Below are 13,467 nucleotides of genomic sequence, written 5' to 3' on the forward strand. Positions count from 1 at the left end.
CGAAAACGTTCAAACAGCACGCTTGGCTACATGTCACCCTTGCGTTTCGAACAGCTTTATTACGAAAAAATAGCATAATGGGCGTGTCTACTCTATTGACAGAAGAGCAGGGAAGCCGTTATGCCACACCCTATCGCTTCAAATAGGAGGAATAGGGGCGATTAGCGGCTTCTGTGTCCGCCAGCACGGCCAAAAACCATTTTTGCAGAGAATAACGGCTGCTGTGTCCGCCAAAGTCTCTATATATCCAAATACATAACCATAATTGCCTATACCTCGCACTTTTTGATGAATGGAAGCTGAATGAAGCTAGCCCACAAGCCCAGCCTTCAAGAAAATGTCTCAGGAGATTGATTCGAATGATGCCTATAGATAAACAGAACGAGCGAAAAAAAAATGCCGCACTCCAGCAGCTACCCGAGCAGCCGATTTCGCAGTGGCGAAAATGGCTGCTGCAATGCTTGGAGCCGCTGGCCGCACAAACGAGAAACAGCGACTATGCTGGCCGCGCAGCTGAGCTTATTAAGCAATCGCGGCCCGCTTTTTCCCCTGCGATGAAATGCCTGTTCGAGCTGCACAGCTTCCTGTTTATTATGGAGCAGCTGCATACGGGCACGTTCGTCGGCTACCACACGCGAGTCGCGATGGAGGATGTGCAGGGCAGCATCAACAAGCTGTTCGAACTGTCGCCGGATCTCGCTGATGCCGAGCCAGCGTTTTGGGACCGCCTGGCGGAAACGCTGGCGGATTTGCGTGGAAGACTGCTCGCGGAGGAGCGGTATGCGGATTATTTTTCACCTGTGTATTATGCGCTTTGGAGAAAATGGCTCTATCCCCGCCTGCCCGGCAGCCCGCTGCTTGCGGAGGAGCTTGAACACCTTGAGGCGCTAAAGCCCCAGCAGAAAATCGCCCAGACGCGCTATCAATGGATGTTCGCCAAATGCTGGCTGAGCTTTCTGCTAGGGCGCGACGAGGAGGCGCAAGCGCTGCTGACCGCGCTGGGCCGCAAATCCAAGCTGCGCATTCATGATTATTATGCCTTGCTGGATGAGCTGGAGCAGCGCAAGGAGTGGAATCGGCTGCTCTACTGGCTGAAGCAAACCGCGAGCCTGCTGGCGGATCATCATGGCGTGCATTTGAACGCTTTTTTCGCCTATTGGGATGCGGTGCTGGCGGAAATGCCTCAGGAGGAGGAAGCGATGTGGGAGCAATTGCTGCTCCTGCTGCCCGCCTCGCGCTCCATCTATGCAGACAAGCTTCATCATTATGAAAAATGGCAGGAGTGGATCGATTACCAGCTAAGCGAAGGCATCGACCCCCTGTATTATCGCGTCGCCATGTTCGCTCCGATCGAGAAGCACGCGCCTGAGCTGCTGCTTCCCTTCTATCACCAAGCCGCCGAGCGTTATGTGCTGCTGAAAAACAGGGACGGCTACAAATCGGCAGTCAAGCTGCTGAAACGATTAGCGAAGCTGTATAAAAAACGCAAGGACGAGGCGGGCTGGGAAACGTTCATCACCGCCTTCGCTGGGCGCTACAGCCGCTTGCGGGCTTTGCAGGAAGAGCTGCGAAAGGGGAAATTGCTGTCATGAGCACCGAGCTGACGAAGAGCCCATCATGGACGACGATAACGGTACATTTGGCTTTAACCGATTTTGGCGATGCGCTGCTGTATGCGGTGGATGACCGCCAGGATCTGCTTTCCGGCGTTCGCCTCAAGCAAAGCCTATTCGCTTGGCATGCGGCCACCACCTATGGGACCGAGCTTGAAATCCGGCAAATGGAGCAGGTGGAGCTGGTTGTGCTTCCCGCGGAGCATGTGCTCCCCTTCTTTGCCGAGCAGCGCCTGCTGGCGCATATTCATTGGGAATGGGACGAGCAGTCGGCTGCGCTCATCCGGCTTGCGCCTTTGCTGCACGAGCACACGGAGGCCAAGCGCTACTTGCCGAGCCACTCCGCATGGCGAGCCGGACAGCTGCAATGGGTGTGGGACAGCTCCGCTTCGGCGGAGCTGGCAAGCGAGCTTGCGCTTGCTGAGGAGAAAGTGAAGGACGGCCGCTTGTCGAATGGCTTTCTCGGCATGCTGGAAGCCGCCTTCTCGGCGGCGGTGTTCCAGCGCTATTACAACAGTGAAGCAGCATCCGCCGATTTGCGCGCGGAATATCCGCTGCTGTTCATGAAGGAGAAGGCGATCTTCGCTGGCCTTGATGCGTCCGGCTGGCTGATGGCCGTCGGCTGGAAGGCAGACCATGCGCCGTTCCGCCCTATGCTGCAGCTGCTTGAGCCGGGCGAGGAAACCGATGAGGCGTGGCAGCTGCGGCTCGTGCTGCAGGACAAGCTGGACCCATCGGTGCTGCGGCCTGTGAGGCTGTCGCAGCATGGCGATGTCGCCGGCGAAGTTCCGGCGGCTTGGGTTCATGCTGTGCGCGAGCGATCCTCCGGATGGCTGGATCATCTGCGCGCCAGTCTGCCTGACGAGCATTTGGCAGGCGAGAAATACGATGTGCTGAGAGTGCCGCTCAGCAGCGACTCCGTCTGGCGCTTCCTGACGGTGGGCAGCAACCGCCTGCTCGAAGCAGGCTGGCAGGTGCTGCTCCCCGCCTGGTGGGAAAGCGCCCGCCGCAAAAAGCCTAAACTGCGCGCCAAGGTCAAGGAAGAGGAAAATCCGGCGAAAGGCCGCTCCTTCTTCGGGCTGGACGCCATTATTGAATTCGATTGGCGCGTTTCCGTCGGCGATCTTACGCTCACGGAGGCGGAGTTTTCGGAGCTGCTCGCTCGTCAGGAGCGGCTGCTGCAATTCCGCGGGCAGTGGGTGACGCTCGATCCCGGCCTGCTGGAGCAAATCAGCAAGATGATGAAGGGCATGAACAGCGCCCAAGGACTCTCCTTTCAGGATGTGCTTCAGCTCCATCTGCTTTCGCGGAAAGACTACTTCGCCCGCAAGGATGAAGCAGCAGAAGACTCGGCGGATGAAGCTGAGGATGAAAATGAGCAGCTGCGGCTGGAAGTCGAGCTGAACAGCTATATGCAGGAGATGATGGACCAGCTCGTGCAGCAAAAAGAGGCGCCAGCGCTTCCCGTTCCTGCGGGCTTGCAGGCGACGCTGCGCGCTTATCAGCAGGAAGGCTACTCCTGGCTGGCTTTTATGCGCCAGCTGGGGCTTGGCGCTTGTCTTGCCGACGACATGGGCCTCGGCAAGACGGTGCAGCTCATCGCCTACCTGATGCAGATGAAGGAGACGGGCGGCACGGGCCGCGCCGCCGCTCTCATCATTTGCCCGACCTCGGTGCTCGGCAACTGGCAGAAGGAAATTAGCCGCTTCGCGCCATCACTGAACGTCATGCTGCATTACAGCAGCAAGCGGCTGACGGGCGACGCTTTCTACGAAGCCGCCAGCAAAGCGGATGTTATTCTCACTTCTTTCGCGACCTCCATGCTCGATCAGGAGCTGCTGCAAGGGCGCACATGGGAAGCGATTTGCCTCGACGAGGCGCAAAATATTAAAAATGCGCAAACGAAGCAGGCCGCTGCCATCCGCAGCTTGCCCGCCAAGCATCGCATTGCGCTGACCGGAACGCCGATTGAAAACCGGCTGAGCGAGCTGTGGTCGATCTATGATTTTATGAATCCCGGCTTTCTTGGCAGTGCGCAGGGCTTTCAGAAGCGCTTCGCAACGCCAATTGAGCAGGAGCAGGACCCGGAGCGCGTTATCGATTTGCAGCGGCTGGTCAAGCCGTTCATGCTGCGCCGCAAAAAGAAAGACCCGGCGATTCAGCTCGACCTGCCGGATAAGAACGAGATGAAAACGTACGTTCATCTCACCGCCGAGCAAGGTGCGCTTTATACGCAAACCGTCAATGAGCTGATGGCTAAGGTGCAGCGGGTGGAGGGCAACAAGCGCCGCGGCGCGATTTTGTCCGTGCTGACGCAGCTCAAGCAAATTTGCAACCATCCGGCTCTGCTGGAGGATGGGATGCCGCTTGAGGTGATGGAAGCGGAAATTGCCAGCGGCACGACCGGCGCTGAGGCCGCAATGGAGTCGCTGATTAGCCGATCGTCCAAGCTGGAGCGGCTGATGGCGATGGTGAAGGAGCTGCGAGCCGAAGGCGAGCGCTGCCTTATTTTCACGCAATATATCGGTATGGGTCAGCTGCTGCAGGGCGTACTGGAGCGGGAGCTTCAGGAGCGTGTGCTTTATTTGAACGGCAGCACGACGAAGCTCACTCGCGACCGGATGATTGAACGGTTCCAATCGAATACGCTCCCGGCGTCCGAGCAGCCAAACGTCTTTATTTTGTCGATTAAAGCAGGCGGCGTCGGCCTGAATTTGACCGCAGCCAATCATGTATTCCATTTCGACCGCTGGTGGAATCCCGCCGTGGAAAATCAGGCGACCGACCGCGCCTACCGCATGGGGCAAACCCGCGACGTGCAGGTGCACAAGTTCATTGCGCTCGGCACGCTGGAGGAACGGATCGACGAAATGCTGGAATCCAAGCAGAAGCTGAGCGAAAATGTCATTTCCAGCAGCTCCGAGACGTGGATTACCGAGCTCGATAACGCGGCGCTCCAGCAGCTCGTCACGCTGAAGCAGGACTGGGCTGGCGAAGCTTAGGCGGCTTCACGCCCGCCAGCGCCATACGGACGGTGGATGGGAGGCGCCGCCTCACTCGCACAAGACAGCAGAATGATGATCTCCTTCCTTATGCTAATGACCCTCCCAGCCTAATCACGACCGCACGCATGATTTGCCAAGATGCTGGATGGACCGTTTTTATGCTAAACTGGTTGTACCTAAAACAATTTAGCCGGAATGACGGAAAGGCGGGAATATGATGGAGTATGCGTTTGTAATTGAACCGCAAAATTACCAGCTCTTTGAAAATGATGAGGAACAAGTGGAAAAATGCCAGGAGTGGGGCTTGCTTTCAGGGAAAGCCAGCAAAACAAAAACCTTTTATTATAAAGGCCACGGCCTGAATATCGTTTGCAGCATCGTCGGTTTCGTCGATAAAATGACCGCCGTCATACAGCTCGGCAATGATCAGCTGCACTGCATCCATCCTTCGTACCTGAAGGAAATGCAAGCGGCAAGCTATGGCGCGAAGCAGGCGGCCGGCGTCGAGGCTGACGAGACTGGCGAGGAAGCTGCAATTAATGAAACAGAGGCAGTTGAAGCGCAAGCTGTAGAAAACGGCACTGACGTTAACAGCGATTTCGCAGCCGTGGGCGAGAGCGATGCGGGTTCGGCCAAGACGGTCGAGGAAATGCTTGCGGAAGCAGGCTTTGCTTTCGACTCGGTCGAAAGTGCAGCAGCGATTCCAGAAGCAGTAGAGGAAGCGGCGGACAAGGCGGAGCAAGCGGAAGAAAAACCGAAAAGCAAAGCCAAAAAAGAAAAAGCGCCGAAGCTGGAGCTGCCGGAGGACAAGGTTAAAATGACCGCGACCGTTAAGGAGTTTACGACGGTGCCGAACCATTTTTCCGATAATGATGATGAGGTTGTCATTTATGAGGCCGTGTCCATCACTGAACAAGGAACGCTCGTGGGCGAAGCCTGGTCCAGCCACAGCGCCACGCTCAAAAAACAGGAGCTGGAAGTAGGCGATGTTATCACCTTCGAGGCTAAAATTGTAGCCAAAAAGCTGACCAAGCATCCCGTTCCTTATAAAATCAACAACCCCGCGAAAATTAAAAAAGAAGAGGCTTGAATATAAGGGCAGCATCAGCACAGCCTACTTAAATACGCGGACGCAAAAAAGAGCTCCTTTGAGAGCTCTTTTTCCCTTTTTACCTATAAAATGATCGTTATGCTTTAATTTCACGGCCTTCTGAATCTTTAAATGCGCCGCAAATGATCATAATTAAGTCGATTAGTGTCCAGATACCAAAGCAACCCAATGTAATCAGCATCAAAATGCCTGTTCCCACTTTTCCCGCATAAAAACGATGAATGCCGAAAGATCCTAAAAAGAAACATAACAATATTGCTGCTACAAAAGATTTATCACTCTTTACCACTTGTAAATCCCTCCATTATATATTCTACTCTTCCATTATCGGCATATGGCCAGAAATTCTTTACATATAACATGAAAATGTTAATAAAATATTTGGTATTTCTTTAACTATATAACCCTCTTAACCTCTCATTTGCATTTCCCCTGATTATTTTGCTATTATTATAGAACGAACGTTCAGTATAATTAATAGAAAGGGGCAGCGCCTCATGAACAAGAAACAGCTGCAAAGCGAGCAAACGAAGAAGAAAGTCGCAAGTGCCGCGCGGGCGCTTTTCGCCCAGAAGGGCTATAAAGGGACTTCGATTGAAGACATTGTAGAGGCGACCGAAAGCAGTAAGGGCAATATTTATTACCATTTTAAAAGCAAGGAAGGCTTGTTTCTCTATCTTTTAGAGGAATGGGATTTGGAATGGGAGCAAAAATGGAATGAGCAGCAGGCGCTCTATGAGACGTCCACCGAAAAGCTGTACGCCATTGTCGAGCAAAGTGTAATGGATGATTTCAGCCATCCGCTTACGAAAGCGGCCGATGAATTTTTCAACCATGAGGAGAAAACCACTGAGGTTGAGAAACGGATGACGGTCATGATTGACCGGCATTTGGAATTCAACAAGCGCCTCATTCAGGAAGGCATTGACCGTGGCGAATTAGAGCCGATGCAGGTTGAGCATTTGGCGATTATATTGGAAAGCTTGTTTTTCGGCTTGAATCAATTGTCCAGACGCTCCTATGCGATGGATGAGGTTTTGACCATTTACAGAACCGCTATAAAGGTTGTTCTTTATGGCATCGCAACCTCTAAGCAGCACCAAACCTAATCATTAAAACAACCTAGATCAGGGTGAAAGGATTTTAACCATGTCATTATTACTACGGAACAGAGGAGCTATACTCCTTCTGATGGGCAATATTTTGCTCGTATTTACAGGCATTGGGCTCGTCATTCCCGTTATGCCTGCCTATATGCGAGAGCTGGATTTGAACGGAAGCATACTTGGCTTCATGGTAGCGGCCTTTTCCTTGGCCCAATTATTATTTTCCCCGCTTGCAGGCAGGCTCTCCGATTCTTTCGGCCGAAAAAAAATGATCGTCGCAGGCGTTACGCTGTTCGCGCTCTCAGAATGGATGTTTGGCGCGGTCAGCGAGCCGTGGCTGCTGTTTGTTTCACGCATACTTGGCGGAGTCGGGGCCGCGTTCAGCATGCCTTCGATTATGGCTTACGTCGCTGACGTTACTAGCAACGAAGAACGCGCCAAAGGCATGGGCTATATCAATGCCGCGATTACGACCGGATTTATTATTGGTCCCGGCATCGGAGGTTATTTAGCCGAATTTGGCGTTCGCGTCCCTTTTTATGTAGCGGGCATCGCCGGCGGGGTGGCCGCCATCGTTACGCTGCTTGTTTTGCCAGAATCCAAGGCGAAGGCCGCTCCAACGGCTGCCGCTTTAGCCCCCTCTAAGGCTAAGGCCTCAGCCTCGGCTTCGGCTGGCGAACCCAGCTTTATGTCCCAGCTGCTGACGTCTTATAAGCAGCCGTATTTTTTCAGCTTAATCATCGTGCTTGTCGCCTCGTTCGGACTTGCGAATTATGAGACGGTATTCGGCTTGTACGTTGACCATCGCTTCGGCTTTACAGCAACCGACATCGCTTTTATTATTACGTTCGGCTCGATCGCGGGCGCGGTTGTGCAGGTCACGATTTTCGGCTGGATTTTGAATCGGTTTGGCGAGCAGAACGTCATTACGTGGTCGTTGTTTATTGCGGGCCTATTCGTTCTGCTGATGTTATTGACCAACAACTACTGGATGGTGTTCGTGGTCACTTTCTTTCTGTTCCTGTCGGTCGATATTTTGCGCCCAGCCATCGGCACCCAAATTTCCAAAATGGCAAATGACCAGCAAGGCTACCTCGCTGGCTTGAACTCCGCTTTTACGAGTCTCGGAAACATTCTTGGCCCGATCACTGCGGGCGTGCTGTTTGATATGAATATCAACTTCCCGTATGCCTCCGCTGGCATCGTGCTCCTGCTGTGCTTCCTTCTGTCCATGCGGGCTGGGAAAAAGAAAGCTGTCCCCGCTCGCGGTTAGAGCCGCGCATCGTTTGCAGGCGGGAGCGATTCTGTTTAGCATCGCCTGTCATCAAAGCAAAGCAAGCTGCCGCATGCTGTGAAGCACGGCGCTTGCTATCTCGCATTCTATGGGTGAGTTTTGGCTTAATCGCCAAAGCCCACCCTTTTTTTATTAAGAGATGCGCTTTGACCAATCCCATTCTCTTACAGCTTGCCCTGCTGCTCCTCCAGCAGCTCTCGCGTTCGGCGCGGCGATTGGCCGATGACCTTTTTGAACATTTTGGAGAAAAGAAAGGGATCGGTGTAGCCCACCGAGCGGGAAATATCGCTCACCGACAGCTGCTTGCTGCTCAGCAGCTCCACTGCCCGATTCATTCGAAATTGCAGCAAAAACGCTTGCAGCGACAGGTCAAACTGCTGCTTGAACAAGCTGGACAAATAGGTACGATCCAAGCCAACAGCGTGAGCGATTTGCTCAACCGTTGTTTTCTGGCTGTAGTTATTTTCGATATAGGTAATCGCCTCATTGATATAGGTTTCCTTGGAGTTCGCACGGAGCGGCTGCGTATCCACTAATGCAGGGTCTGCACATTCCATTAACTCTCCAATTAGCCGGTACAAAATGCTCTGGTACAAAATGTCCCGACAGCCCGTTTCATGGGCATTCACAAGCTCCTGATGGCTAGTGTCAAACCAATTGGCACAATCACTATCCTCTCTATTGCTCTCTTCTCTGCTCTCACAGCTCTCACTCTCGCTCTGGCTCCGGCTATGGCCTTCCCCTGTCCTCTTGGCGCGAAATATCGGCTGCGATACACTGAGCCCCGCCCGCCGCATAAATGCCCTGGCGTGAAGCCCATCAAAGCCCACCCACGAATACACCCAAGGGTCAGCCTCATTCGCTGTATAATGGACAATCGCGCCTGGCGTTATGAGAAAGCCCTGACCTTGTGACAGCTGATACGTCTCTCCTCCGGTACTAAATTCACCTGAGCCGCTGATCACATAATGAATAATATACAAGTCGCGCAGGCCCGGGCCCCAGCTATGTCTAGGCTCACATTCTTCCTTGCCGAAAAAACGCAAAAACAGCTCCATCTGCCGCTGCGGCGTCTCCCGATTATGTCTGACTTCGGTCAGAGGCATTCTCTACATCCCCCCTCATTATGACAGGTAATAGTATAATATGATGAATAAAATCATGCAATGTAAAGGCATTATGACAGGTTTAGCAGGAATTAATCCATGTTCCTGCTTCCGCTTCGGGGCTATAGTTAAGGAGTCAAAGCTATTCATAAACGGAGGCGAATTCATTGGCGAAAATAACGTTCCTTGGTGCGGGCAGTACTGTTTTTGTGAAAAATGTATTGGGTGATGTCATGCTTACAGAAGCACTGCAAGGCTTCGAGCTAGCTTTGTTTGATATTGATGGCGGCCGGCTGCGTGAATCCGAGCAGCTGCTGCTGAACATGAAGGAGTCGCTCGGAAGCAGCTGCGTCATTAAAGCGTATACCGATCGCAAGGAGGCGCTTCGCGGCGCTAAATATGTCGTCAATGCGATTCAGGTCGGCGGTTACGATCCTTGCACGATAACCGATTTCGAAATTCCAAAAAAATACGGCTTGCGCCAGACGATTGCCGATACGGTTGGCATCGGCGGCATTTTCCGCAACCTGCGGACGATTCCGGTCGTGCTTGATTTTGCAGCAGATATTCAGGAGGTTTGTCCAGACGCCCTGTTCCTCAACTACACCAATCCAATGGCGGTATTGACGAATGTGCTCATTTCACAAGGCGGCTTGCAGGCTGTAGGACTCTGTCACAGCGTACAAATATGTGTACCGCATCTATTCGAGCATCTGGGCATCGATACGGCAGGTGTCAAAACGAAGATTGCCGGCATTAACCATATGGCGTGGCTGCTTGAAGCAACGAAGGACGGCGTCGATTTGTACCCGGAAATTAAACGGCGCGCGGCGGAAAAACAAGCGGAGCAGCACCACGATATGGTACGCTACGAGCTCATGCTGAAATTCGGCTATTATGTAACGGAATCTTCCGAGCATAATGCTGAATACCACCCGTATTTTATTAAACGGAACTATCCGGAGCTGATTGAACGCTTCAATATTCCGCTGGATGAGTATCCGCGCCGCTGTATTGAGCAAATTAAGGGCTGGGAGGAAAGACGGGATTCGATGCTTGGCAATAAGAAGATTGAGCATACGCGCAGCCGCGAATATGCTTCTCATATTATGGAAGCCATCGAAACGAATAATCCTTATAAAATCGGCGGCAATGTGATGAACACTGGCCTTATTACGAACCTGCCGAAGGAAGCCTGCGTCGAGGTGCCTTGCTTGGTTGACCGTTCCGGCGTGACGCCAACCTATGTTGGCGACCTGCCGCCGCAGCTGGCCGCGTTAAACCGCACGAATATTAATACACAGCTGCTCACGATTGAAGCCGCCAAAACATTGAAGCGCGAGCATATTTATCACGCCGCTCTGCTGGACCCGCATACGTCGGCGGAATTGTCGATGGACGACATTGTCTCGCTTTGCGATGAGCTGATTGAAGCGCATGGCAGCTGGCTTCCGTCGTATCGTTAAGAAAAGAGTAAGGTATACAGCAAAAAAGGGTTAGTCCAACTGCATGCAGCAGCCGGACCAGCCCTTTTTCATTTATATATAGGCTTACGCTTTGTTGGAAGAACCGAACTCGCGAATTTTGCCCATAACGGTTTGTTTGATCGCTTCACGGCCTGGAGCCAAAAATTTACGTGGATCGAATACTTCGGAATCCGAAGTCAGGATTTCACGAGCAACTTTAGTGAACGCGATTTGGTTTTCAGTGTTAACGTTGATTTTAGCTGTTCCAAGGGAAATGGATTTTTTGATTTGCTCAGTAGGGATACCAGTACCACCGTGCAATACCAATGGCAGCTTGATTGTTTGGCAAATTTCTTCCATTTCTTTGAAGCCCAGGTTTGGTTCGCCTTTGTAAGGACCGTGAACGGAACCAAGTGCTGGAGCTAGGCAATCGATACCTGTAAGCTCAACGAGTTGTTTACACTCTTGTGGATCAGCGTAGATAACGCCATCAGCAATAACGTCATCCTCTTGTCCGCCAACTGTTCCCAGTTCTGCTTCAACAGAAATGCCGCGCTCGTGAGCATATTCAACAACTTGCTTCGTTGTTTTTACGTTTTCTTCAAATGGGGAATGGGAAGCATCGATCATAACGGAAGTGAAGCCTGCATCGATTGCTTCTTTACATTTTTCGAAGCTGGAACCGTGGTCCAAGTGAATCGCAACTGGAACCGTGATTTTCATTTCTTCGATTAGGGATTTAACGATTGCAGTAACAACCTTGAAACCGCCCATGTAACGTGCTGCGCCTTCAGAAACGCCCAAAATAACTGGGGATTTTTCTTCTTGAGCTGCGCCCAAAATTGCTTGCGTCCACTCCAGGTTGTTGATGTTGAATTGACCAACCGCGTAACCTTCTTTTAAACCTTTGTTCAACATGTCTTTCATCGAAACCAATGCCATGATAAATCCTCCTTCAGTGTAGTTGCAATTTAATGAATAGAACTTTCAATCATGCCCATTGATCTACAGCTTAAAACAACGCTTATAAACGACAGATCTATAAGCATGAACGGAATAATTTTATCCTTGTTCACATTCCTCATCTAATACTATATGTTATCACAAATTATATTATAAAACTACCTGCCCTGCGAGTGAATACTTTTCACACAATTGATAAGAATTTATAAATGAATTATTCCGGTTCAACAGATACACCATTTCTTTTGGTCAGGGAAAACAACGGGCTTAGCCGTTTCTCCGCCCATTCGGCAAGGAATAAAATCAGCATCAAGCCGAGCAGAGCCGCGCATATGGAAATCGGAATGAGCCAAAGATGCGTCGAGTGGGAAAAGAACGGTATGAGTGACACCGCCACAATAGGCGGAGCATTCCATTTAAATTTGGTAATCATCCAGATTGTGATCAACACATTCACGAATAAGGAAATCGCGCTTGGATAGATGAAGAAAAGCAGCGTACCGATGATTGATGAAATAAACGCACCTAATGTAATTTTGCTGATCTCCGTATAACGGAATGACCGGGAAACGAACAGGAAGCTGAAAGCCCCCAAAGTAGGGAAAAATAAAGTATCGAGAAACGTAAAATGCAAGGAAAGCCAATAAATAAGCATGACGTAGGCGCCGATTGCGATCATTTTTAAATTCATTTTAAACCAATAAACCTCCAGTCAAAATTGCCAGCGGATTAGCTGAGTGTTCTGCATGGAATACTGGCAGTATTGTAGTGCCTGCTTCATTCTATAAAGTATCTCAAGAGGTGTCAATGCTGTGAACCGTCTGCCAAACGACAAAAGAGCACCTTTACGGTACTCTTCTCGTCTAACTGATTTTTTGTTTCTGAATCCGCCTAATCCGCTCGGGTCGATGCATGTATTTGCACCCAGACCGGGCGTCCAGCTATGCCGCTCTTAGGCTTCTCTTCCGAACACCTCAAACTGCGTTAAAGCCGGGAAAGGTGAAGGATCGGATGATTTTTTCAATTCGCTTAGCGTTACATGGTCAATCGCTCTGGATTCCAGCAGAATCGTTTGCGGTTTATGGGTTTTGATCAGGCTGGCCTGATGCGAGCTGCCATCCGAAAACGTCAGCGTCACATTTTCCCAATAATTATCATGTGGAAAATCGGCTCGCAGCGTTAAGACGACCTTGTCTACGACTACGGTGCGTCCGAAATCAATTGATATAGCCGCATCCGCTCTCTGGTTAATTCCCCATGATTCATAAGGCCATTCGCCATGCGAGTCATTCGCGGCATTCCCATTAATGGCGTTCCGTGCCGCAAATACGGCCTCTCCCCGCGTCTCGACATTAGCGGTAGCATGAGGGAAACAAGTGTCGTTGGCATGCTGGTCATATTCATTTTTCGCTACATTTTTGTAAGCGCCTATTTCCTCGTCGGTTGCCAGGCGAGCAGTCAGCACATGGATGTCGCCCGTAAACGATTTAGGTGAGTAAGATACTCTTTTTTCATCAAAAGGAATGATGTAGCGGTACTCCTCGCCCTTCAAATAAATGAAGGCCGGATTGATCGAATCCTCCAGCTGAATGACCAGATGCACATTGGCCCTCGAGCTTTTGAGAACGATTACATTTCCAGGCTCGTAAGCCTGCTTGTACACCAAATAAACCTGTTCGCTATCCGTACGGGTCTCAAGCACCGCTCCTTCGGCATTTTGAATTTCTAGGGATAAATTAATCATCGCTTGTTCTCCATTCTTTATAATAGTTCAGGAAATGATTACTTGTATGAAAAAGAGCA

The 13,467-nt window shown here is 51.1% G+C and carries 11 protein-coding genes; 6 read left to right on the top strand and 5 right to left on the bottom strand.

The window, feature by feature from the left end:
* The first annotated feature begins 359 nt into the window (after positions 1–359).
* From AC50X8_RS27815 to AC50X8_RS27825, 3 genes are all read left to right on the top strand, one after another.
* Complete coding sequence (locus tag AC50X8_RS27815; RefSeq protein WP_056032266.1) at positions 360–1,592, top strand: hypothetical protein; 1,233 nt, start codon at positions 360–362, stop codon at positions 1,590–1,592.
* Positions 1,589–4,615, top strand: coding sequence for a DEAD/DEAH box helicase (locus tag AC50X8_RS27820; protein WP_494882808.1), 3,027 nt, complete (start codon positions 1,589–1,591; stop codon positions 4,613–4,615). Before AC50X8_RS27815 ends, AC50X8_RS27820 begins: the two co-directional genes overlap by 4 nt.
* Before the next feature lie 220 nt (positions 4,616–4,835).
* Positions 4,836–5,708, top strand: coding sequence for a hypothetical protein (locus tag AC50X8_RS27825; RefSeq protein ID WP_494882810.1), 873 nt, complete (start codon positions 4,836–4,838; stop codon positions 5,706–5,708).
* A gap of 97 nt (positions 5,709–5,805) precedes the next feature.
* Here the strand turns inward: AC50X8_RS27825 and AC50X8_RS27830 are convergent, their stop codons facing one another.
* A complete protein-coding gene (locus AC50X8_RS27830; RefSeq protein WP_056032274.1) occupies positions 5,806–6,018 on the bottom strand; it encodes a TM2 domain-containing protein in 213 nt (70 codons plus the stop codon).
* A gap of 208 nt (positions 6,019–6,226) precedes the next feature.
* Here AC50X8_RS27830 and AC50X8_RS27835 point away from each other — a divergent pair, with 208 nt between their 5' ends.
* Together AC50X8_RS27835 and AC50X8_RS27840 are read left to right on the top strand one after the other, a co-directional pair.
* Positions 6,227–6,838 (top strand): TetR/AcrR family transcriptional regulator, encoded by a 612-nt coding sequence (locus AC50X8_RS27835; protein WP_056032277.1) that lies wholly within the window; start codon positions 6,227–6,229, stop codon positions 6,836–6,838.
* 40 nt (positions 6,839–6,878) lie between these two features.
* Entirely contained in the window at positions 6,879–8,108 is a 1,230-nt protein-coding gene (locus AC50X8_RS27840) for an MFS transporter (protein ID WP_056032280.1), read from the top strand.
* A gap of 185 nt (positions 8,109–8,293) precedes the next feature.
* On the opposite strand, the gene AC50X8_RS27845 is transcribed toward AC50X8_RS27840, so the two are convergent.
* Complete coding sequence (locus AC50X8_RS27845; protein WP_494882812.1) at positions 8,294–9,235, bottom strand: AraC family ligand binding domain-containing protein; 942 nt, start codon at positions 9,233–9,235, stop codon at positions 8,294–8,296.
* 167 nt (positions 9,236–9,402) lie between these two features.
* Here AC50X8_RS27845 and AC50X8_RS27850 point away from each other — a divergent pair, with 167 nt between their 5' ends.
* Complete coding sequence (locus tag AC50X8_RS27850; RefSeq protein ID WP_494882814.1) at positions 9,403–10,701, top strand: alpha-glucosidase/alpha-galactosidase; 1,299 nt, start codon at positions 9,403–9,405, stop codon at positions 10,699–10,701.
* Positions 10,702–10,785: 84 nt separating this feature from the next.
* Here the strand turns inward: AC50X8_RS27850 and AC50X8_RS27855 are convergent, their stop codons facing one another.
* The 3 genes from AC50X8_RS27855 to AC50X8_RS27865 form a co-directional block, all read right to left on the bottom strand.
* Positions 10,786–11,643 carry a class II fructose-bisphosphate aldolase gene (locus AC50X8_RS27855; protein ID WP_056032285.1) on the bottom strand — a complete coding sequence of 286 codons (858 nt, stop codon included), beginning with the start codon at positions 11,641–11,643 and terminating at the stop codon, positions 10,786–10,788.
* Positions 11,644–11,878: 235 nt separating this feature from the next.
* On the bottom strand, positions 11,879–12,355 hold the full coding sequence (locus AC50X8_RS27860; RefSeq protein ID WP_494882816.1) for a hypothetical protein: 477 nt from the start codon (positions 12,353–12,355) through the stop codon (positions 11,879–11,881).
* Positions 12,356–12,616: 261 nt separating this feature from the next.
* Complete coding sequence (locus tag AC50X8_RS27865) at positions 12,617–13,408, bottom strand: carbohydrate-binding protein (protein WP_494882818.1); 792 nt, start codon at positions 13,406–13,408, stop codon at positions 12,617–12,619.
* Positions 13,409–13,467 lie beyond the last annotated feature (59 nt).

The sequence above is a fragment of the Paenibacillus sp. JT22N15 genome, assembly GCF_059383755.1.